Origin of the sequence: Leclercia sp. UBA1284 (genome assembly GCF_002308415.1) — a bacterium.
Classification (GTDB): Bacteria; Pseudomonadota; Gammaproteobacteria; order Enterobacterales; family Enterobacteriaceae; genus Enterobacter; species Enterobacter pneumoniae.
The window spans coordinates 844,039-864,323 of sequence record NZ_DBUS01000006.1 but is presented as its reverse complement, the minus strand read 5'-3'; the positions used below and the strand labels follow the sequence as shown (position 1 = coordinate 864,323).

Here is a 20,285-nt window from a genome sequence, read left to right as displayed (position 1 = left end):
CTCTCAGAGGTGGGTATCGGGCAAGACGGCACCCGGTTGCAGGTAATGCTCAATATTCAGTAACAGGTCTGTCAGCACAAGCTCGCGATTAAGCCCGGTGACGCTAATAAGCTGTTCACGACACTGGCAGACATCGTGTAGTACGGCGCGCAGCCAGGCGCCATTGTGACGCTGAGCCAGGAGGGTAATCAGTTGCCAGGCGTCGACATTGCTCACCTGTGTCGCCCCCTGCTGCATTTTTAACGCATCCAGCAGCAGAGTGGAGAACCACTGCAGTCGGCTTGTCACCTGGTCATGATTGAGGATAGCCAGCAGGCTCAGCCAATCCCGACTTTCGCTGGCGTTGCCCACGGCCTGACAGAGCTGCTCACGGGGCGTCCAGAGGTTGGGCTGGAGTAGATCCAAAGCCGCGGCTGGCGCGCCGCCGCAAAGACGCAGCGCCGTTAATGCCGCGTCCTGTGACACCGTCACTTCTCGCTGGAGCCAGTTCATTGCCCAGGATTCCTGAGGAGCAGCGAGGTGATGTAAGCGGCAGCGGCTACGCAGCGTCGCCAGTAACTTCCCCGGCTCCCGACACGAGAGCAGAAACCACGTGTTCTCCGGCGGCTCCTCCAGGGTTTTCAGCAAAGCATTGGCAGCAGCCTCGGTTAGCTGTGCGGCATCTTTCAACCACACCACCTTGGCGCCACCCAGCCGTGCGCGCTCGTAGAGCTTTTCGCTCACCGCGCGTACTGCATCAATGCCCAGGGTACTTTTCCCCTTTTCCGGCTCGAGCGTGTAGTAATCCGGGTGGGTTTCGGCCTGCATCAACTGGCAGCTGCGACAGTGTCCGCAGCTTTTGGTACCCTGCGGCTGCTGACACATCATTAAGCGGCTTATCGCGTAGATAAGTGCATCATCACCCATACCGGGTAACGACTGAATAAGTAGCGCATGATGCCCCCGCCCCGACTGATAACCCTTCACCAGTTGTTCAAAATGCGGGCGCAACCATGGGTACCATTTCATGCCTGTACTTCCTTCAGCCAGTCACGCACGGTCTGGCGAATCGCCTGCTTCACTTCATCCAGCGATTGAGTCGCATCGACAGTGCGAATCGAGGGGTCCAGGGCGGCCAGTTCAAGGTAACGCGCGCGGGTACGATTAAAGAAATCCAGAGACTCCTGTTCGATCCGATCCAGCTCTCCACGCGCACGTGCGCGTCGGAGGCCCACTTCCGGCGTCACATCCAGATAGAGCGTGAGGTCCGGGCGGAAATTCCCCAGCACCGCATCACGCAGCGTCGCCAGCATCTGTTGATCGATTCCACGCCCTCCGCCCTGATAGGCCTGCGTAGAGAGATCATGACGATCGCCAATCACCCATTGCCCCTGAGCCAGTGCCGGCTTGATAACCGTTTCTACCAACTGTACGCGCGCCGCATAGAACATCATCACTTCAGCTTTGTCGGTAATCACTTCATCGCCGACGGATTTGATGTCCAGCACCAGGCTTCTCAGCTTTTCAGCCAACTGCGTGCCGCCCGGCTCACGGGTGAAGACCATCTCTTCTACGCCGCACTCCTTCAGGGTTTCAACGACCGTATCCCGTGCGGTGGTCTTTCCGGCGCCTTCCAGCCCTTCAATGACGATGTAATTACTGCGCATTTTTTTCCTTAAGTGCCTTCAGATAGTCCTGAACCGAACGGTTATGAGCGGCAAGATTAGTATTGAATGTGTGCCCGCCCTTGCCATCAGCAACAAAATAGAGATAAGGCGTCTTAGCCGGGTGAGCGGCAGCATCCAGTGATGCCTGGCCCGGCGTGGCGATCGGTCCTGGCGGTAAGCCGCTAATGACGTAGGTATTATAATCGGTCGGGGTTTCCAGGTCTTTACGGCTTAGTTTCCCGTTATAATTTTTACCCATCCCGTAGATCACCGTGGGATCGGTCTGCAAACGCATGCCAATACGCAGACGGTTGATAAACACCGAAGCGACCTGATCCCGCTCGCTGGCCACCGCCGTCTCCTTCTCAATGATCGAGGCCATCGTGACAAACTGATTCTGATCTTTATAAGGCAGACCTTCTGCCCTGCCTTCCCAGGTTTTCTCTATCGCGCTCACCATTTTTTTGTGCGCGCGCTGCAGCATGGCAATATCGGTGGTTCCTGCGGTATACATCCAGGTATCGGGCCAGAACCAGCCCTCAATCCGCGCTGGATTGTCGAATTTAAGAGCTTGCGCGACGGTGGCGTAATCGTCGTCCTTCAGAGTGTGCTTGATATATGGCGCATCACGAAGCTGCGCAAGATAGTCGCTCAACCGCATGCCTTCAACGAATCGCAGCGGGAACTGCGCCTCTTTTCCGCTTTCAAGCAGTTCCAGCATTTCGCGCACGCTCATCCCTGGCATCAGGCGGTACGTCCCGGCCTTAAAGTGAGAGAGGTCTGGCTCGATACGCAGCAGCCACTGGAAGACGCGTGGACGGTTAATCACCTTTTCACCGTAAAGCTGTTCGCCAAGCGCCAGACGCCCGGTTCCCGCTTTCAGGCTAAAAATGGTCTCTTCTTTGATCAGGATCTTGCTGTCCGCCAGCTGGCGCACTTTCCACATTCCCACGCCGGCCGCAATACCCAGCACGACGATGATGAGGAGAATAAAACGAAACATTTTCTTCATGATTATCTGGTTTGCTCACACAGTGGGGCTAAAAATTGGTACAACTCTCGCGATGACCAGTGGTGTTCACCATACTGACGCACGGGCACCAGAGGCATCAGGGCATTACACACAATGACCTCCTCGGCCGCGCCCAGCGCCTCTTCCTGTGCACAGACTTCGACAACACGATAGTCGGAGTGTGCCAGTTGTTGCAGACAAAACTGGCGCATCAGGCCATTTACACCCGCCTGGTCAAGCCGCGGGGTAAACACATCGCGCCCGCAGCGCCAGAACAAATTAGCGGCACAGCATTCCGTAATGAGCCCTTCGCTGTCAAGAACCAGCGCCTCATCACAGTCCGTCTGTTCAAGATGCGTGCGAATCAAGACCTGCTCAAGGCGATTAAGATGCTTAATGCCTGCCAGCATCGGATTACGCCCTAAACGTACCGGACTTAATGCCAGGCGAATACCCTCATTGCGCCAGCGATCATAGTGGGCAGGAAAGGCGGAAACCGACAGGATACGGGTCGGTTGCAGGCAGTTTGCCGCACTGTAACCCCGCCCCCCGCCGCCGCGGGTAATGATCACCTTCAGCACGCCCCGGGTTATTCCCTGGGCATGGGTAGTCATTTCAGCTTCCAGCGCTGACCACTGCTCAAAAGGGATAAAGAGTTTTTCACAGGCACTGCGCAAACGCTGCAGGTGCGCTGTCAGTAAACAGACCTCTCCATCGACGATCCGCGCCGTGGTGAAGCAACCATCGCCAAACTGCACTGCCCTGTCGTTCACGGGCAGGCTGTCCTGAGGCAATCCATTGATTAAATACATGATGGCTCCTTTATAGGGGAGATTAAGTCTGGCAGGACGGCGGGTCTTGAACAAGCAGATAAGGTTGAATAAAAAAGGTCCGACAAGCGGACCTTTAAACAGGACTAGCGGAGAGTCAGTCTCAGACCTTTTTGAAGATCAGAGAACCGTTGGTTCCGCCGAAGCCGAAGGAGTTACACAGGGTGTACTCCATTCCGCTGACCTGACGCGCTTCGTGTGGAACGAAGTCCAGATCGCAACCTTCATCCGGGTTATCCAGGTTGATGGTTGGAGGGACAGCCTGATCGCGCAGCGCAAGAATGGAGTAGATAGATTCTACTGCACCCGCCGCACCCAACAGGTGGCCGGTCATGGACTTGGTCGAACTCACCATTACGCGGCTGGCTGCTTCACCGAAGATAGACTTAACAGCCTGTGCTTCAGCTTTGTCGCCCGCAGGGGTAGAGGTACCGTGCGCATTCACGTAGCCAATCTGTGCAGGGGTAATACCTGCATCACGAATCGCGTTTTCCATCGCCAGCGCAGCACCTGCGCCGTTCTCTGGTGGTGATGTCATGTGGTAAGCATCGCTACTCATCCCAAAGCCAACGACTTCAGCATAAATTTTCGCGCCGCGTTTTTTCGCGTGTTCGTACTCTTCCAGTACGATCATGCCTGCCCCGTCGCCCAGCACAAAACCATCACGGTCTTTATCCCATGGACGGCTCGCTGCCTGAGGGTTGTCGTTGCGCGTAGAGAGCGCACGTGCTGCGCCGAAACCGCCTACGCCAAGAGGTGTACTGGCTTTTTCAGCCCCACCCGCAACCATGGCATCTGCATCGCCATACGCGATGATACGCGCGGCCTGGCCGATGTTATGCACGCCAGAGGTACAGGCGGTTGCGATAGAGATGCTTGGGCCACGCAGGCCATACATAATGGTCAGGTGACCTGCCACCATGTTAACAATCGTGGACGGAACGAAGAACGGGCTGATTTTACGTGGGCCACCATTCACTAAAGAGGTATGGTTTTCCTCAATCAGACCAAGACCGCCGATTCCGGAGCCGATTGCAGCACCGATACGGGTTGCGTTCTCTTCCGTAATAACAAGGCCAGAATCCTGCATGGCCTGAACGCCAGCGACAATTCCATATTGAATGAAGGCATCCATCTTGCGCTGTTCTTTGCGCGAGATGATCTCTTCACAGTTAAAATCCTTTACTAAGCCAGCAAATTTCGTTGCGTAGGCGCTAGTATCGAAATGGTCGATTAGGCTGATGCCGCTCTGACCGGCAAGGAGAGCTTTCCAGGTGGACTCTACGGTATTGCCGACAGGAGACAACATGCCAAGTCCGGTCACAACTACACGACGCTTAGACACGTTTGTCCTCCAGGGAGGGATAAATAAAAGAGATTCGTGGGACGATAAAAGATAAAACTCAGGCGGTCGAATGACCGCCTGGAGATGTTCACTTACGCCTGGTGACCGTTGATGTAATCAATGGCAGCCTGAACGGTGGTGATTTTCTCAGCTTCTTCGTCCGGAATCTCAGTATCAAACTCTTCTTCCAGAGCCATTACCAGCTCAACGGTGTCAAGAGAATCTGCGCCCAGGTCTTCAACGAAGGAAGCGGAGTTCACAACTTCTTCCTGCTTAACGCCCAGCTGTTCGCCGATAATTTTCTTAACGCGTTCTTCGATAGTGCTCATACTCTTAAATTTCCTATCAAAACTCGCTTTCGCGATGGTTTTCGTAGTGTATAAAATGTTGAAAAATTTGCAACTAAATCCCGGCAGTTCTTACCACGATTTTACGTTATTTTGAGGCCAATCCCTACAATAACGCAAATATTTTCGATCGTGATTAAACCATATACATCCCGCCGTTGACGTGGAGGGTCTCACCAGTGATGTAACCCGCTTCGTCAGAGGCTAAAAATGCAACCGCGCTGGCAATTTCTTTAGGATCGCCAAGACGACCCGCAGGAACAGCTGCCAGCGTACCCGCACGCTGATCATCGGTCAGCGCACGCGTCATGTCCGTTTCAATAAAGCCCGGAGCAACAACGTTTACAGTAATACCGCGGGACGCAACTTCGCGCGCCAGCGACTTACTGAAACCGATCAGACCTGCTTTCGCCGCAGCGTAGTTAGCCTGACCAGCATTTCCCATGGTACCAACCACAGAACCGATAGTGATAATACGGCCATGACGCTTTTTCATCATAGCTCGCATTACCGCTTTTGACAGACGGAATACAGATGACAGGTTGGTTTCGAGAATATCGTCCCACTCATCATCTTTCATTCGCATCAGCAGGTTATCGCGAGTGATACCGGCATTATTTACCAGAATATCGACTTCGCCAAACTCTGCGCGAATATTTCCCAGAACAGATTCGATAGATGCAGGATCGGTCACATTCAGTACCAGACCTTTCCCGTTATCACCCAGATAGTCGCTGATGGCCTGTGCGCCATTCTCGCTGGTTGCAGTGCCGATAACTTTCGCGCCACGGGCAACGAGCGTCTCAGCGATTGCGCGACCGATACCGCGGCTTGCGCCGGTGACCAGTGCGATTTTTCCTTCAAAACTCATGGTTTTCCTCTTTTATTGCGAGAGTGCCGCTGACATTGCTTCCGGCTCATTAATGGCCGAGGCAGTCAGGGTATCAACAATACGTTTAGTCAGGCCGGTGAGGACTTTACCCGGGCCAACTTCATACAGGTGCTCAACGCCCTGCGATGCCATAAATTCAACGGTTTTGGTCCACTGAACCGGGCTGTACAGCTGACGTACCAGCGCCTGGCGGATCGCTTCAGGTGCGGTTTCAGCCTGCACGTCAACGTTATTCACCACCGGAACAGACGGTGCGTTGAAGGTGATTTTTTCCAGTTCCAGCGCCAGCTTATCTGCGGCGGGTTTCATCAGTGCGCAGTGAGAAGGTACGCTGACAGGCAGAGGAAGTGCGCGTTTCGCGCCTGCTGCTTTACAGGCTGCACCTGCACGTTCCACTGCTTCTTTGTGACCTGCGATCACGACCTGGCCCGGGGAGTTGAAGTTAACAGGCGATACAACCTGCCCTTCGGCTGACTCTTCACAGGCTTTGGCGATAGACGCATCGTCCAGACCAATAATGGCCGACATACCGCCGGTCCCTTCAGGCACGGCTTCCTGCATGAATTTGCCACGCAGTTCAACCAGACGCACCGCATCCGCAAAGCCGATCACCCCGGCACAGACCAGTGCGGAGTATTCGCCAAGGCTATGACCAGCCATCATGACAGGGGCTTTCCCGCCCTGCTGCTGCCACAGGCGCCAGAGCGCGACGGAGGCGGTCAGTAACGCAGGCTGCGTCTGCCAGGTCTTGTTCAGCTCTTCAGCAGGACCCTGCTGAGTCAGTGCCCAGAGATCATACCCCAGGGCATCAGAAGCTTCACGGAAAGTCTCTTCAATAACCGGGTTGCTTGCTGCTAAATCAGACAACATGCCAACGGCCTGAGAGCCCTGACCCGGAAACACAAATGCAAATTGCGTCATTTTTATTAATCCTTTTTAGAAACGAACCAGTGCAGAGCCCCAGGTGAACCCGCCGCCGAAGGCTTCGAGCAGCACCAGCTGACCCCGTTGAATTCGCCCATCGCGTACCGCTTCGTCAAACGCGCAAGGTACGGATGCCGCAGAGGTGTTGCCGTGACGATCAAGGGTCACCACAACGTTATCCATCGACATGCCTAACTTTTTGGCCGTGGCGCTGATAATGCGCAGGTTGGCCTGATGTGGCACCAGCCAGTCGAGCGCCGTGCGCTCCAGGTTATTGGCCTGCAGCGTCTCATCAACGATATGCGCCAGCTCGGTTACCGCGACTTTGAACACTTCGTTTCCGGCCATAGTCAGGAAAATCGGGTCGTCCGGGTTAACGCGGTTGGCGTTCGGCAGCGTTAACAACTCACCGTAGCTGCCATCGGCATGCAGGTGAGTAGAGATGATGCCCGGCTCTTCAGACTGACCAAGCAGTACCGCGCCGGCACCGTCGCCGAAGATAATAATCGTGCCGCGATCCTCAGGATCGCAGGTGCGTGCGAGAACATCAGAACCGATCACCAGCGCATTTTTAACTGCACCAGATTTCACGTATTGATCGGCGATGCTCAATGCGTAGGTAAAGCCTGCGCAGGCGGCCGCAACGTCAAAGGCCGGGCAACCTTTTATGCCCAGCATGTTCTGAACCTGACAGGCTGCACTTGGGAAAGCATGGGTCGCAGACGTCGTTGCAACGATAATCAGACCAATGTCGTTTTTATCGACGCCAGCCATGTCGAGCGCACGCAGAGCAGCTTCATAACCCATGGTAGAAACGGTTTCATCTGGCGCGGCGATACGACGCTCGCGGATACCTGTGCGTGTGACAATCCACTCGTCAGAGGTATCAACCATTTTTTCCAGATCGGCGTTGGTTCGCACTTGTTTGGGCAGATAGCTGCCGGTACCTAAAATCTTCGTATACATGTACGCTCAGTCACTTTTTGCTAATACAGATTCCAGGCGAGCGGCAATCCGCTGAGGAACTTGTCGCTGCACCGCCTGCACTGCCTGTTCAATCGCGACGGTAAAGGCTCGCTGATTGGCAGCACCATGACTCTTAATCACGATGCCGCGCAATCCTAACAGACAGGCGCCATTATACTGGTCGGGGTTGAGGTGACTGAATCGCCGCGTCAGGCTTTTTTGTAACCAACGCTTTAATAAAATCAGCCACCAGGACCGTTTTTTACCCTCGCCCTGCGATTTCAGCAGCGAGAGAAACATTCTGACGACCCCTTCCATGGTTTTTAACGTGACGTTTCCAGTAAAACCGTCACACACCAGTACATCCGTTTTTCCGGTCAATAATTCGTTGGCTTCGAGATAACCAATATAGTTGATGGTCGGAACAGTTTTAAGTCGCTCGGCGGCCTCGCGGATATTATCAAGACCTTTGGTCTCTTCTTCTCCGATATTCAGCAAGGCGACGCGGGGATTGGTGATGCCTACCACCTCTTCGGCCAGCACCGAGCCCATCACGGCGAATTGCGCCAGCATCACGCCATCGCAATCGACGTTAGCACCTAAATCAAGCACCACCGTTTTGCCTTTCTGTTGATGCGGTAAAACCGTCACCAACGCCGGGCGCTCAATCCCCTCGATGGGTTTGAGCAGTAATTTGGCCAGCCCCATTAGCGCGCCGGTATTTCCCGCGCTCACGCAAGCCTCAGCTCGCCCTTCTTTTACCAGCTCCAGCGCCACTCGCATTGAACTGCCCCGGCTATTACGAATAGCCTGCGACGGGCGGGCATCACTGGCAATAACTGACTGCGCAGGAATAATCTGCAGACGTGAACGTTGTTCAAAGTCAGCTTTTGCAAGTAATGGCGTGATTGTGTCGGGATTGCCGACTAAAAGAAGTGTGAGTTGCGAATTAGAGTTCAGTGCCTGCAATGCTGCAGGCACTGTCACGGAAGGGCCAAAATCTCCCCCCATGACATCTAACGCCAGGGTTAGACGTGTCAAGGTATCGTCACAGCCTGGTTTGGTGTTTCCCCAGTTGCCCGGGGAAATCCTCACTAAGCTTCATCACGCTTGCGCGTGATTACTTAGTGATTACCTTGCGGCCACGGTAGAAACCGTCAGCAGTGATGTGGTGACGCAGGTGTTTCTCACCAGAAGTCTTGTCTACAGACAGGCTGGTAACTGCAGTCAGCGCGTCATGGGAACGACGCATGCCACGTTTGGAACGGGTTGGTTTATTCTGTTGTACGGCCATGGACCTTACTCCTCAATTACTTACGCTTTAAGCTGGCTAATACGGCAAATGGGTTTGGTTTTTGCGCTTCATCAGGCAGTTCCCCAAAGACCATGTCCGCCTCGGACACTTCACAGTGTTCAGAATCATGCACCGGAACGACTGGCAAGGTGAGGATGATTTCATCTTCAACCAACGCCAGAAGATCGATTTCACCGAATTCGTTAACCTCAATCGGCTCATACGCTTCCGGGAGTGCTTCAGCCTGTTCGTCGGAACGAACCGGGCTAAAACAATACGTTGTGTGAACATGCTGTACAAACGGTTTCCCGCAACGCTGACATTCGAGCGTTACCGTCACCTTTGCATCACCGGTTAAAACGGCAAGGCGCTGGTTGTCGATAGCGAACGACATGGAGCATTCTACATCACTGTCCACACTGACTACGGATTCGGCAATACGCTCTGCCTGATCGGAAGAATAGATTCCTTCGTAATCGAGGCGTTTTTGAGCCGTACGGACCGGATCAAGAGTCAGGGGTAATTTTACCTTTTGCATAGGGCGCGCATATTAACTTTGTAACGTCATAGAGTCAAAGAAAAAGGCAACCAGAGCTGCCTTTTGCCAATTATTCGCACACATTGCGGCCTGTAGTTTAAAATGGCTGGCATCGATACGCTATATCTGGTGAAAAAAATATGCCGAATCTCATTCTTGCCTCCATATCTCCCTGGCGCCGCGCGTTGCTTGAAAAACTCGGTCTACCGTTTGAATGTGCCGCACCGGACATCGATGAGACCCCGCAGCCGGGTGAGTCCCCCCGCCATCTCGTTCTTCGTCTGGCACAGGAAAAAGCGCAGTGCCTCGCCGCACGTTATCCTAACCATCTGATTATAGGATCCGATCAGGTTTGCGTCCTGGATGGCGAAATTACCGGTAAACCGCACACGGAAGAGAGAGCACGCCAGCAGCTCATGAAAGCGCGCGGTAACATCGTCACCTTTTATACGGGGCTGGCGCTGTATAACACCGCGACGGGCCATCTACAGACAGAGTGCGAACCCTTTGACGTCCACTTCCGTCATCTTAGCGAGCAGGAGATCGACGACTACGTGCGCAAAGAGCGCCCGCTGAGCTGCGCAGGCAGTTTCAAAAGCGAAGGGCTGGGGATTGCGCTGTTCGATCGGCTGGAGGGGCGCGATCCCAATACGCTGGTCGGGTTGCCGCTCATTGCGCTCTGCCAGATGCTGCGTCGGGAAGATTACAACCCGTTAATGGCGTAAAAAAACCGGCCAATGGCCGGTTTCTTCTTTTAGCTCGCGTCCCGCAATACCTTGAGGCAACGTTTGAGCTGGTCGTCAAGCGGCGCTTCAACGCGCATGACCTCCCCCGTATTAGGGTGGGTAAACTTCAGTGCCGCTGCGTGCAGAAACAGGCGTGAAAGCCCGGTACCCGCCAACTGCTTATCAAATTCGCGATCGCCATAGCGATCATCAAAGGCAATCGGGTGGCCTGCGTGCTGGGTATGGACGCGAATCTGGTGAGTACGCCCCGTCACCGGGCTGCAACGCACCAGCGTTGCAAAGGCGTAACGCTCTTCAACCTTAAAACGGGTCTCTGACGGTTTACCTTCCTGGCTCACGCGCACAATACGCTCACCGCTTTGCAGAATATTTTTCAGCAGTGGCGCTTGAACCACTTTCACGTGAGATTGCCACTGGCCGCGAACCAGCGCGAGATAATCTTTCTGCATCCCTTTTTCACGCAACTGTTCATGCAGGGAGCGCAGCGCGGAGCGTTTCTTTGCCACCAACAAGATGCCAGAAGTATCGCGATCGAGGCGGTGTACCAGTTCAAGGAAGCGCGCTTCCGGGCGCAGGGCACGTAAACCTTCGATCACGCCAAAGCTCAGCCCACTGCCGCCATGTACGGCGGTGCCTGAAGGCTTGTTCAGCACCAGGATATGATCGTCTTCATATAAAATCACATCCGTTAGCGCCGCGACTTTGTTGAGATGCGGCGAGACCGCCTGCTCTTCCCGCTCGGCGACGCGGACCGGCGGGATGCGGACTTCATCTCCCGCTTCAAGTTTGTATTCAGGTTTGATGCGCTTCTTATTTACCCGCACCTCACCCTTACGCAGGATGCGGTAGATCATGCTCTTTGGCACGCCCTTCAGTTGGGTGCGCAAAAAGTTGTCGATACGTTGCCCCGCTTCATCTTCGGTGATGGCAACGATTTTTACTGATGGAGTCTCTGTTTTCATGGTGGGCGATTCTAATTATCAGTCGCGGTTAGCGCCACTCATTTTTCTATGCTTATATATACCTTTGACCGGTTACTCTTTGCTTTACGCAATCGATTTGATGGTTATTAAACCGATCCTTTCGAAGAAGTGAAAAAACTGTGAGTAACCGGGTGATAAATGGTAAAAGTCAACTTGCTATAACCCAGGAAGCAATGGAATAATGTTGCTGTTTTCCGTGTTAAATCCTGGTTAAGTAAGGATAACGACGGAATGACCAATTTTGTCTGACCGATCATCCACGCAGCAATGGCGTAAGACGTATTGATCTTTCAGACAGTTAGCGGGCTGCGGGTTGCAGTACTTACCGGTAAATGGAATCTTCTCTGGAGAGTTTTACCCAGGCTGTTCCCCTGATAATTGCGCTGTGTTTCCGTATGAAATACAGGCAACCGACACTTTGCGCCTCTTAAGCGAGCGACAACCGTGAGGTTGGCGACGTGAATAGACACGAGGCCATCGGTTCATACCCCGGAAAGCGTCATCTTGCCCGCAGCTTAGTCGTCAATGTAAGAATAATGAGTAAGTTACGATGAAAAGAATGTTAATCAACGCAACTCAGCAAGAAGAGTTGCGTGTCGCCCTTGTGGATGGGCAGCGTCTGTACGATCTGGATATTGAAAGCCCAGGCCACGAACAGAAAAAAGCGAACATTTACAAAGGCAAAATCACCCGCATTGAACCCAGCCTTGAAGCTGCATTTGTTGACTACGGTGCTGAGCGTCACGGTTTCCTCCCACTCAAAGAAATTGCCCGCGAATATTTCCCGTCCAACTATAACGCCCATGGTCGTCCGAACATCAAAGACGTTCTGCGTGAAGGTCAGGAAGTTATCGTTCAGATCGATAAAGAAGAACGGGGTAACAAAGGCGCTGCGCTAACAACCTTTATTAGCCTGGCAGGCAGCTATCTGGTGCTGATGCCAAACAACCCACGCGCTGGCGGCATCTCTCGTCGCATCGAAGGTGATGATCGCACTGAGCTGAAAGAAGCACTGGCAAGCCTTGAGCTGCCGGACGGCATGGGCCTGATTGTTCGCACCGCGGGCGTCGGCAAATCTGCCGAAGCGTTGCAGTGGGACCTGAGCTTCCGCCTTAAACACTGGGAAGCGATTCAGAAAGCCGCAGAAAGCCGCCCTGCCCCATTCCTGATTCACCAGGAAAGTAACGTCATTGTCCGTGCTTTCCGCGACTATCTGCGTCAGGACATTGGCGAGATTCTGATTGATAACCCTAAAGTGCTTGAGCTGGCTCGCCAGCATATCGCCGCACTGGGTCGTCCGGATTTCACCAGCAAAATTAAACTGTACACCGGTGAAATCCCGCTGTTCAGCCACTACCAGATTGAATCCCAGATTGAGTCCGCCTTCCAGCGTGAAGTGCGTCTGCCGTCAGGCGGTTCTATCGTTATCGATACTACCGAAGCCCTGACCGCAATCGACATCAACTCCGCGCGTGCAACCCGCGGTGGCGATATCGAAGAGACGGCCTTTAATACCAACCTGGAAGCGGCAGATGAGATTGCACGTCAGCTGCGTCTGCGTGACCTCGGTGGTCTGATCGTTATCGACTTTATCGATATGACCCCTGTTCGCCACCAGCGCGCCGTTGAGAACCGACTGCGCGAATCCGTGCGTCAGGACCGTGCACGTATCCAGATCAGTCATATTTCGCGCTTTGGCCTGCTGGAGATGTCTCGTCAGCGTCTTAGCCCGTCTCTGGGTGAGTCCAGCCATCACGTCTGCCCACGCTGTTCCGGTACGGGTACCGTGCGTGACAACGAATCGCTGTCCCTCTCCATTCTGCGTCTGATTGAAGAAGAAGCGCTGAAAGAGAACACCAAAGAAGTTCACGCCATTGTTCCGGTGCCGATTGCGTCTTATCTGCTGAACGAAAAACGTGCCGCAGTGAGCGCCATCGAAACGCGTCTGGGCGGCGTTCGTTGCGTGATCGTGCCAAACGATCAGATGCAGACGCCGCATTACTCCGTTCTGCGCGTGCGTAAAGGCGAAGAGACGGCCACCCTGAGCTACATGCTGCCGAAGCTGCATGAAGAAGCGATGGCCCTGCCGTCTGAAGAAGAGTACGCCGAACGTAAACTGCCAGAGCAGCCTGCGCTGGCCGCTTTCGTGATGCCTGAAGCACCGCCAGCACTTGCACAGGAAGAGGCAACCGCCAAACCTGCGGCGAAGAAACCAGCCGTTGTAGCAAGCACAGCCCCTGCTGAGCAAGGCCTGCTAAGCCGCTTCTTCAGTGCGCTGAAGAAGATGTTTGCCGGTGAAGAGGCGCAGCCTGAACAGCCGAAAGTCGAGAAAAAAGAAGAGAAGCAGGAACGTTCTCAGGAGCGCCGTAAACGTCAAAACAACCGTCGCGATCGTAATGACCGTGGCGACCGTGGCGACCGCAATGAACGTCGCGACAACCGTGCTGACAACAACGAAGCGCGTGAAGGCCGCGAGGAGAACCGTCGTAATCGCCGCGAGAAATCGCAGCAGAACGCGGAAGAGCGCGAAATTCGCCAGTCTACCGGCACCGAAGCGGAAAAAACCCGTAACCGTGACGAGCAGCAGCCGCGTCGTGAGCGCAACCGTCGTCGTAATGACGAGAAGCGTCAGGCACAGCAAGAAGTTAAAGTGCTGAACCGCGAAGAGCAGCCAGAGCAGGAAACCGAGCAGGAAGAACGCGTTCAGGTGATGCCGCGCCGTAAACAGCGCCAGTTGACCAAATCTGTACGTATCCAGTCTCAGGCAGACGAAGCCGCAGCCGTAGAAACCGTTGAGGCACCTGTTGCCCCGGCACAGAGCACCGAACTGGCGAAAGTGGATCTGCCAGCCGTGGTGGAAAACGTGCAGGAGCAGGACGACAACGGCGAAGCGCGTGATAACGCCGGTATGCCGCGTCGTTCACGTCGTTCCCCGCGTCATCTGCGTGTAAGTGGTCAGCGTCGTCGTCGTTACCGTGACGAACGTTACCCGCTGCAGTCGCCGATGCCACTGGCCATTGCCTGCGCCTCCCCAGAGATGGCGTCCGGTAAAGCCTGGATCCGTTATCCGGTTGCTCGCCCGCTGGAGCAAGAAGCGCAGATCGATGAGCAAACCAATGCCGTTGAACCTGTTGTGACCGACGCCACTACTGTTGCACCGGAAGAGGTGAATACCGCTGCAGCGATTGCTGTTGAGTCGCAAGTTGCGCCGGTGGAGACAACCCATCCGGAAGTGATTGCCGCGCCTGTTGCTGAACAACCGCAAATTATCGCCAATGAAGATGTCGTGGTCGCTAAAGAGGTGATTGAAGACGTCGCAGTAGCAGAACCTGTTGTGGCTGAAGCATCCGAAGCGCCTGCTCAGGAAGCCCCTGCTGTCGCAGCCGTGGCCGACGTTGAACCGAAAATTGCGCCTGTTGTTGAAGCAGAGCCTGTGGTTGAAGCAGAGCCGGAAGTGAAAGCTGAGCCTGAAGTGAAGGCGGATGTCGCTGTAGAGAAAGCGCCAGAAGTCAACGCAGCGCCAGCCGCGAAAGCTGACACCTCACTGCACCATGCGACTGCCCCTATGACCCGCGCTCCTGCGCCGGAATACGTCGCAGAAGCACCGCGCCATAGCGACTGGGTACGTCCAGCCTTCAACTTCGAAGGTAAAGGATCTGCCGGTGGCCACAGTGCAACGCATCAGGCCACTGCGCCTGCAACGCGTCCGCAGTCTGTTGAATAAACGCGCCGCGTAATAAAAAAGCCGACTTTAGGGTCGGCTTTTTTTTACCTTTTTTGCGCCAGCGGCTTACGCATACCGGCTATTTCTGGCATCACTTCACGCATCATTTCCAGAAAACGTCTTAAGCGCGCAGGGTAATAGCGCGACCACGGATAGACCAGGTGCACGGGTAGTGCCGCAGGCTGCCATTCCGGTAAAAGATGCACCAGCCTCCCTGCCCGGATATCTTCCTCCACCGTCCAGCTCGACACCACCGCTACCCCCAGCCCGGTCAGGGCGCTTTTACGCGTCACGTACAGGCTGTCAGTGCTTAAGCGGGGAGAGATAGGGATACGCAACAGTTGCGTCTCTCCGTCGGTGTAGAGCTCGATATGTTGACGATAAAAGCTGTTCAATGCCACCCAGGGCAATGCGGAAAGCGCCTGAGGTGACTGCACAGGATCGAAGCGAGCCAGGAGTTCCGGCGCGGCCACAATGCAGCGCGGCACCTCTGCCAGCAGGATTGAAACCGTTGCCGGATCGATCTCCGCCCCGACCCGAATCGCGCAGTCGATATTCTCACTCATAAAATCTGCCGAACGGTCATTCAGCATCCACTCGACCGTCAGCCGCGGGTAACGGTTCAGAAACTGTGTTAATGGCTCCAGTAACTGCTCCTGACCGAAGGCGTGCGGCGCCCGCACACGCAGCATACCAACGGGTTCATCTTCCGCATGGCCCATCTCATCTTCCAGCGCCAGCCAGCTGTCTATCACCCTACCCGCGTGCTGATAGCAGCGTTCGCCGTCATCGGTCAGTTTCATGGCATGCGTGGTGCGTAAAATGAGTCGCACACCCAGCAGTGATTCAAGCGATTGCAAACGGCGGCTGACCGTCGCCTGGGTGGTTTCAAGTTGTTTCGCCGCCGCAGACAGCGAGCCTGCCTCAACAATGCGGACGAAGGTTCGCATCAACTCCACCCTATCTATACGCTCTGAACGCTGCATCTCACCCTCTGTTATACGTTTAACGTATAGGTGTTTTAACACCAGGCTGGCTACCACCGCAAGCGTGGGTGCGAAAGAATAGCCTCACATCCTGATTGAGGTACACACTATGAACACTACCCTCCCTGCCCACGCCATTAGCCGCTGGGTCATTTTACTGCTCGCCATTGGCGCTGGCTTTAGCGTCGCCTCGATTTACTACGCCCAGCCTTTGCTGCCGCTGATGGGCAGCGACCTGCACCTGAGTATTGAAGGGATGGGGCTGGTACCTACCCTGACCCAGGCAGGCTATGCCATCGGCATTCTGTTTCTGCTGCCGCTTGGCGATCGCCATGATCGTCGAACCCTGATTCTGCTGAAAAGCACGGCCCTGGCGCTGGTTTTGCTGGCCAGTAGCCTCGTCACGGAACTGCACAGCTTACTGATTGTTAGCCTGCTGATTGGTATGGCAGCCACCATGGCGCAGGATATCGTTCCGGCGGCCGCCATTCTTGCCCCTGAGGGCAAACAGGGGAAAACCGTTGGCACGGTGATGACCGGTCTGCTGCTCGGGATTTTGCTCTCCCGTACCGTTAGCGGCATCGTTGGCGAAGCCTTTGGCTGGCGCGTGATGTATCAACTGGCGGCGGCCAGTATTGCCCTCATCGGTGTGGTGATGTGGGCTGTTCTGCCCCGCTTCGCTATTCATTCCACGCTTAGCTACCCCGCATTAATGCGCTCAATGGCGCACCTGTGGCGCCGCTACCCCGCATTGCGTCGTGCCGCGCTGGCGCAAGGGTTCCTCTCAATCGCCTTTAGCGCCTTCTGGTCAACGCTGGCAGTGATGCTGCTAGAGCGCTATCAGTTGGGCAGCGCGGTGGCAGGAGGATTCGGTATTGCCGGGGCAGCCGGTGCGCTGGCGGCTCCACTGGCCGGTGGGCTGGCTGATAAGCTGGGCGCAGGTAAAGTCACCCAGCTAGGCGCCGCACTGGTCACCGTCTCTTTTGCCCTGATGTTCCTGATGCCTATGCTGGGCGTTCATGGTCAACTGATTCTGATTGCCGTTTCGGCTGTGGGGTTTGACCTCGGTCTGCAATCCAGCCTGGTGGCCCACCAGAACCTGGTTTATAGCCTTGAGCCGCAGGCGCGCGGGCGTCTGAATGCCCTCCTCTTTACCGTGGTATTCATTGGTATGGCGCTGGGCTCTGCGCTGGGTACTAAGGTGTATGCCCTTGCTGGCTGGCCAGCCGTAGTGGCCCTGGCTACCCTCACTGGCGCTATCGCACTGGTGATTCGCCTGACCGGGCGCACCGCAACGACTACCGCCGCTGCGCAAAACGGATAAAAAAAAGCCCAACCCGGGATGACGGGTTGGGCAGACAAAGTATGACCAGTTTCAAGCCATACTCTAAAGGTCAAAAATGTTATCTATTCAGCTGAAACAGAGACATTCCCTGCATATCAGTGAACGCTTTATACGAAGCCTGAAGCGCCGCCTGCTGCATGGTGTAGGACGAAATGACCGAGTTCCAGTCAACATCAATCAGATCGCTCATCTGCTTAGTCTGTCCAAGCGTGCGTTCTGCGCCGAGGTCGTCCAGCTTGTCCAGTTCGTTCAGGCGGGTCCCCAGTTCGGCACGCACGGTCAGAATGTTATCCTGAACGTTACGCAGTCCCCGGTTAGCCACATCAATGCTCTCTTTCAACGCTGCACTCTTAGCGCCATCATCCCCAATGGGATCGTTCAGCGCTGTGATGGCGGTATCCAGAATCTTAAACAGGTTCGCTTCCCCGAGGGTGCCATCGGGCTCTTTCATCGCATTGCTGGTGAATTTGGCGAAGACATCACTGCCGATATGGCTCACTTCCATGTTACGCGCGGCGTCAACCTGCTGGCTGATTGGCGTAGTGCCACCATTATAGGTACCGGTGGCGCTATCAAACGCCGGCGCTTCGGTGTTGTAGCCCGCAAAGATATAGCGTCCGTTACCGTCGGTGCTGTTCGCCAGGTTCATCAGCTGATCGCGAAGCCCTTTCAGGTCAGTCGCCAGCGAGGCACGGTCATTGTCGGTGAAGGTCCCGTTACCCGCAGCAACGACTTTTTCCAGAGAGCTTTGCAGAGCGGTAGTCACCTGCCCCAACACACTCTCTTCCAGCGAGACTTTGGTGGTCGCAAAGCTACGCGCCAGCTCATATTGACTGTTCTGAGACTGCGCCTGAGAGAGCACCACCGCCTGAGACGCTGCAATAGGGTCGTCGGAAGGGCGATTGACGCGCTGACCGGTAGACATCTGCTGGCCATAGTTCAGCCACTTACTCTGGGAATTGGTGATGCCCTGCATTTGCTGCTGGTACATCATCTGGGTGCTAATACGCATCGATTACCTCGTCCTTAGCGAATGTTAATTAACGCATCAAAGAGCGTACTGGCGGTCTGCAGTACCTGTGCGTTAGCCAGATAGTACTGCTGGTAACGTTGCAGGTTGCCGTACTCTTCATCAAGGTTAACCCCAGAGATGGACTGCTGTTGATTGCTCAACTGCGTGACCACGTTGGCTTTCGTTTGGCTGCTGGTCTTAAGGGAAGCCGTTGAGCTGCCCACGGTGCTCACCAGAGAGGCGTAAGCATCGTTAAAGGACTTGTTACCGCCTACCAGCTTACTGTTTTGCAGATCCAGCATTGCCTGGCCGTTACGGTTGTCGCTCTTGCCACCGCCGGTGGCTGAGGCCATCGCCAGTTTCGACTCATCTTTGACCAGCATGTTCATGTTGACGATCACATCCTGAACCGGTTTCAGAATGAAGCTGTCTTTCACGTTGGCGTCGGCATTATTGCTCACGTTGACGGTCAGGCCATCGAAGTTCATATCGCCGTTAGCGTCCGGCGTGACGGCGAAGCTGGTCTTGTCCGCAAGGCGGGTCACGGTCCAGCCGGAAGCCGTTTTTTCCAGCTGATAATCCGTTGCCTGAACTTTGGTGGTGTCATCAAAGGTCGCCGTGACGATCGCCGTCCCGGTGTTTTTGGCGTTGCTGGTGACCGCAGGCTTCCCGAAGGAGAAGAGCTCTTTGCCCGTGTCACCATTCGCGTCCAAACCCTGCTTTTGCTGATTGTTCATCGCATCGGCAAACGCCAGCGCCATCTGGTTCAGGTTATTACGCACCTTATCCAGATCCTGCGAACGGAAGGTCAACAGGCCGCCTAAAGAGCCGGAGTTCAGCTGCTTTTCCTGAATCTCTGATGTGCCGGTTGCGTCAACAAACGCGACCGCCACACGGGACGGATCGGCGCTGGATGATACCGCCGCCAGCTGGTTCGAATTGCTACCCTGAACCAGGGTATATCCGTTACCAATAGAGATGTTATAGGTACCGCTATCCTGGACGGAAACTTCAACGCCCACGATCTGGTTTAACTCACTCACCAGTTGGTCACGCTGGTCAAGCAGGTTGTTTGGCGAAGCACCCGCGCCCACACCGGTCAGACGGGAGATCTGATCGTTGAGATTGGCAATCTGTTTCGCATAACCATTAATTTGATCAACGCTGGTGGTGAGCGCGATGTTGATCTGTTTTTCCTGGTCACGCAGATACTGGTCGGTCACTTTGAACTGGTTTACCAGGCCATCGGCTTTACCCAGTACGGTCTGACGCGCCGCTGGATCTTCGGCGTTACTGACCAGCGTTTGCAGGCTTTTAAAGAAGTCTTGCAGCGTGGTAGAGATAGAGTTAGTGGTATCAGAGAGCACGTCATCAATTTTTGACATCTGCTGATAGCGCGTCGTTAGCCCACTGCTGTCGGTTTGCGCCGCACGCAGCTGGTTGGTGATGAACGCGTCATATTCACGCTGTACCCCAGAAACATAAACGCCGTTTCCTACCCAGCCACCGCCTGTGAGGGTGCTGTTCGATGCGCCCAGCACTGTAGTCTGGCGGGTATACCCTGCCACGTTGTAACTTGAAATATTATTACTGACGGTATTCAGCGCTGCCTGTGCAGCACCGAGGCCACTCATGGCGCTGTTAATCAAACTGGACATGGGGGTTCCTTTTACACTTTCAGACACGAGTCCTGAT

Annotated in this window: 19 protein-coding genes; 3 read left to right on the top strand and 16 right to left on the bottom strand. The window is 54.8% G+C overall.

The window, feature by feature from the left end; all coding sequences use genetic code 11:
* Positions 1 to 3 precede the first annotated feature (3 nt).
* The 12 genes from holB to yceD form a co-directional block, all read right to left on the bottom strand.
* Entirely contained in the window at positions 4 to 1,008 is a 1,005-nt protein-coding gene (gene holB / locus B3511_RS07310; protein ID WP_286777987.1) for a DNA polymerase III subunit delta', read from the bottom strand.
* Positions 1,005 to 1,646: a dTMP kinase gene (tmk, locus tag B3511_RS07305; RefSeq protein WP_286777985.1), complete on the bottom strand. Its 642-nt coding sequence runs from the start codon at positions 1,644 to 1,646 to the stop codon at positions 1,005 to 1,007. Before tmk ends, holB begins: the two co-directional genes overlap by 4 nt.
* Positions 1,636 to 2,658, bottom strand: coding sequence for a cell division protein YceG (gene yceG, locus B3511_RS07300; RefSeq protein ID WP_286777982.1), 1,023 nt, complete (start codon positions 2,656 to 2,658; stop codon positions 1,636 to 1,638). Before yceG ends, tmk begins: the two co-directional genes overlap by 11 nt.
* 2 nt (positions 2,659 to 2,660) lie before the next feature.
* Positions 2,661 to 3,470 (bottom strand): aminodeoxychorismate lyase, encoded by an 810-nt coding sequence (gene pabC / locus B3511_RS07295; protein WP_286777980.1) that lies wholly within the window; start codon positions 3,468 to 3,470, stop codon positions 2,661 to 2,663.
* Positions 3,471 to 3,591: 121 nt separating this feature from the next.
* The gene (gene fabF / locus B3511_RS07290) at positions 3,592 to 4,833 is read right to left on the bottom strand and encodes a beta-ketoacyl-ACP synthase II (RefSeq protein WP_040076150.1); all 1,242 of its coding nucleotides are present in this window, start codon (positions 4,831 to 4,833) and stop codon (positions 3,592 to 3,594) included.
* A gap of 92 nt (positions 4,834 to 4,925) precedes the next feature.
* A complete protein-coding gene (acpP, locus tag B3511_RS07285; RefSeq protein ID WP_003857954.1) occupies positions 4,926 to 5,162 on the bottom strand; it encodes an acyl carrier protein in 237 nt (78 codons plus the stop codon).
* Between the two features lie 154 nt (positions 5,163 to 5,316).
* Positions 5,317 to 6,051, bottom strand: coding sequence for a 3-oxoacyl-ACP reductase FabG (gene fabG / locus B3511_RS07280; protein WP_040076152.1), 735 nt, complete (start codon positions 6,049 to 6,051; stop codon positions 5,317 to 5,319).
* A gap of 12 nt (positions 6,052 to 6,063) precedes the next feature.
* On the bottom strand, positions 6,064 to 6,993 hold the full coding sequence (fabD, locus tag B3511_RS07275; protein WP_207293473.1) for an ACP S-malonyltransferase: 930 nt from the start codon (positions 6,991 to 6,993) through the stop codon (positions 6,064 to 6,066).
* A 15-nt stretch (positions 6,994 to 7,008) separates the two neighbouring features.
* Positions 7,009 to 7,962 carry a beta-ketoacyl-ACP synthase III gene (locus B3511_RS07270; protein ID WP_286777972.1) on the bottom strand — a complete coding sequence of 318 codons (954 nt, stop codon included), beginning with the start codon at positions 7,960 to 7,962 and terminating at the stop codon, positions 7,009 to 7,011.
* Between the two features lie 6 nt (positions 7,963 to 7,968).
* On the bottom strand, positions 7,969 to 9,003 hold the full coding sequence (gene plsX / locus B3511_RS07265; protein WP_154298858.1) for a phosphate acyltransferase PlsX: 1,035 nt from the start codon (positions 9,001 to 9,003) through the stop codon (positions 7,969 to 7,971).
* Positions 9,004 to 9,082: 79 nt separating this feature from the next.
* Positions 9,083 to 9,256, bottom strand: a complete 174-nt coding sequence (gene rpmF, locus B3511_RS07260; protein WP_003857964.1) for a 50S ribosomal protein L32 — start codon at positions 9,254 to 9,256, stop codon at positions 9,083 to 9,085.
* A 16-nt stretch (positions 9,257 to 9,272) separates the two neighbouring features.
* Complete coding sequence (gene yceD, locus B3511_RS07255) at positions 9,273 to 9,794, bottom strand: 23S rRNA accumulation protein YceD (protein WP_006174678.1); 522 nt, start codon at positions 9,792 to 9,794, stop codon at positions 9,273 to 9,275.
* Between the two features lie 140 nt (positions 9,795 to 9,934).
* Between yceD and B3511_RS07250 the strand changes: the two genes are divergently transcribed.
* Positions 9,935 to 10,519: a Maf family protein gene (locus B3511_RS07250; RefSeq protein ID WP_286777886.1), complete on the top strand. Its 585-nt coding sequence runs from the start codon at positions 9,935 to 9,937 to the stop codon at positions 10,517 to 10,519.
* Between the two features lie 29 nt (positions 10,520 to 10,548).
* Here B3511_RS07250 and rluC read toward each other — a convergent pair whose 3' ends face one another.
* Positions 10,549 to 11,502 (bottom strand): 23S rRNA pseudouridine(955/2504/2580) synthase RluC, encoded by a 954-nt coding sequence (gene rluC, locus B3511_RS07245; protein WP_040076159.1) that lies wholly within the window; start codon positions 11,500 to 11,502, stop codon positions 10,549 to 10,551.
* 571 nt (positions 11,503 to 12,073) lie between these two features.
* Between rluC and rne the strand changes: the two genes are divergently transcribed.
* Positions 12,074 to 15,247, top strand: a complete 3,174-nt coding sequence (gene rne, locus B3511_RS07240) for a ribonuclease E (RefSeq protein WP_286777885.1) — start codon at positions 12,074 to 12,076, stop codon at positions 15,245 to 15,247.
* A 44-nt stretch (positions 15,248 to 15,291) separates the two neighbouring features.
* Here rne and B3511_RS07235 read toward each other — a convergent pair whose 3' ends face one another.
* On the bottom strand, positions 15,292 to 16,233 hold the full coding sequence (locus B3511_RS07235; protein WP_286777884.1) for a LysR family transcriptional regulator: 942 nt from the start codon (positions 16,231 to 16,233) through the stop codon (positions 15,292 to 15,294).
* Positions 16,234 to 16,342: 109 nt separating this feature from the next.
* Between B3511_RS07235 and B3511_RS07230 the strand changes: the two genes are divergently transcribed.
* Positions 16,343 to 17,557 carry an MFS transporter gene (locus B3511_RS07230; RefSeq protein ID WP_233802239.1) on the top strand — a complete coding sequence of 405 codons (1,215 nt, stop codon included), beginning with the start codon at positions 16,343 to 16,345 and terminating at the stop codon, positions 17,555 to 17,557.
* A gap of 79 nt (positions 17,558 to 17,636) precedes the next feature.
* Here B3511_RS07230 and flgL read toward each other — a convergent pair whose 3' ends face one another.
* Together flgL and flgK are read right to left on the bottom strand one after the other, a co-directional pair.
* Positions 17,637 to 18,590 carry a flagellar hook-associated protein FlgL gene (gene flgL / locus B3511_RS07225; RefSeq protein WP_233802241.1) on the bottom strand — a complete coding sequence of 318 codons (954 nt, stop codon included), beginning with the start codon at positions 18,588 to 18,590 and terminating at the stop codon, positions 17,637 to 17,639.
* 14 nt (positions 18,591 to 18,604) lie between these two features.
* Positions 18,605 to 20,248 carry a flagellar hook-associated protein FlgK gene (flgK, locus tag B3511_RS07220; protein WP_286777882.1) on the bottom strand — a complete coding sequence of 548 codons (1,644 nt, stop codon included), beginning with the start codon at positions 20,246 to 20,248 and terminating at the stop codon, positions 18,605 to 18,607.
* Positions 20,249 to 20,285: the final 37 nt, after the last annotated feature.

Excerpts from the sequence above, each read along its gene's own strand:
- holB (WP_286777987.1), bottom strand. The coding sequence starts at position 1,008 with ATGAAATGGTACCCATGGTTGCGCCCGCATTTTGAACAACTGGTGAAG.
- tmk (WP_286777985.1), bottom strand. The coding sequence starts at position 1,646 with ATGCGCAGTAATTACATCGTCATTGAAGGGCTGGAAGGCGCCGGAAAG.
- yceG (WP_286777982.1), bottom strand. The coding sequence starts at position 2,658 with ATGAAGAAAATGTTTCGTTTTATTCTCCTCATCATCGTCGTGCTGGGT.
- pabC (WP_286777980.1), bottom strand. The coding sequence starts at position 3,470 with ATGTATTTAATCAATGGATTGCCTCAGGACAGCCTGCCCGTGAACGAC.
- acpP (WP_003857954.1), bottom strand. The coding sequence starts at position 5,162 with ATGAGCACTATCGAAGAACGCGTTAAGAAAATTATCGGCGAACAGCTG.
- fabG (WP_040076152.1), bottom strand. The coding sequence starts at position 6,051 with ATGAGTTTTGAAGGAAAAATCGCACTGGTCACCGGCGCAAGCCGCGGT.
- fabD (WP_207293473.1), bottom strand. The coding sequence starts at position 6,993 with ATGACGCAATTTGCATTTGTGTTTCCGGGTCAGGGCTCTCAGGCCGTT.
- B3511_RS07270 (WP_286777972.1), bottom strand. The coding sequence starts at position 7,962 with ATGTATACGAAGATTTTAGGTACCGGCAGCTATCTGCCCAAACAAGTG.
- rpmF (WP_003857964.1), bottom strand. The coding sequence starts at position 9,256 with ATGGCCGTACAACAGAATAAACCAACCCGTTCCAAACGTGGCATGCGT.
- yceD (WP_006174678.1), bottom strand. The coding sequence starts at position 9,794 with ATGCAAAAGGTAAAATTACCCCTGACTCTTGATCCGGTCCGTACGGCT.
- B3511_RS07250 (WP_286777886.1), top strand. The coding sequence starts at position 9,935 with ATGCCGAATCTCATTCTTGCCTCCATATCTCCCTGGCGCCGCGCGTTG.
- rluC (WP_040076159.1), bottom strand. The coding sequence starts at position 11,502 with ATGAAAACAGAGACTCCATCAGTAAAAATCGTTGCCATCACCGAAGAT.
- rne (WP_286777885.1), top strand. The coding sequence starts at position 12,074 with ATGAAAAGAATGTTAATCAACGCAACTCAGCAAGAAGAGTTGCGTGTC.
- B3511_RS07235 (WP_286777884.1), bottom strand. The coding sequence starts at position 16,233 with ATGCAGCGTTCAGAGCGTATAGATAGGGTGGAGTTGATGCGAACCTTC.
- B3511_RS07230 (WP_233802239.1), top strand. The coding sequence starts at position 16,343 with ATGAACACTACCCTCCCTGCCCACGCCATTAGCCGCTGGGTCATTTTA.
- flgL (WP_233802241.1), bottom strand. The coding sequence starts at position 18,590 with ATGCGTATTAGCACCCAGATGATGTACCAGCAGCAAATGCAGGGCATC.
- flgK (WP_286777882.1), bottom strand. The coding sequence starts at position 20,248 with ATGTCCAGTTTGATTAACAGCGCCATGAGTGGCCTCGGTGCTGCACAG.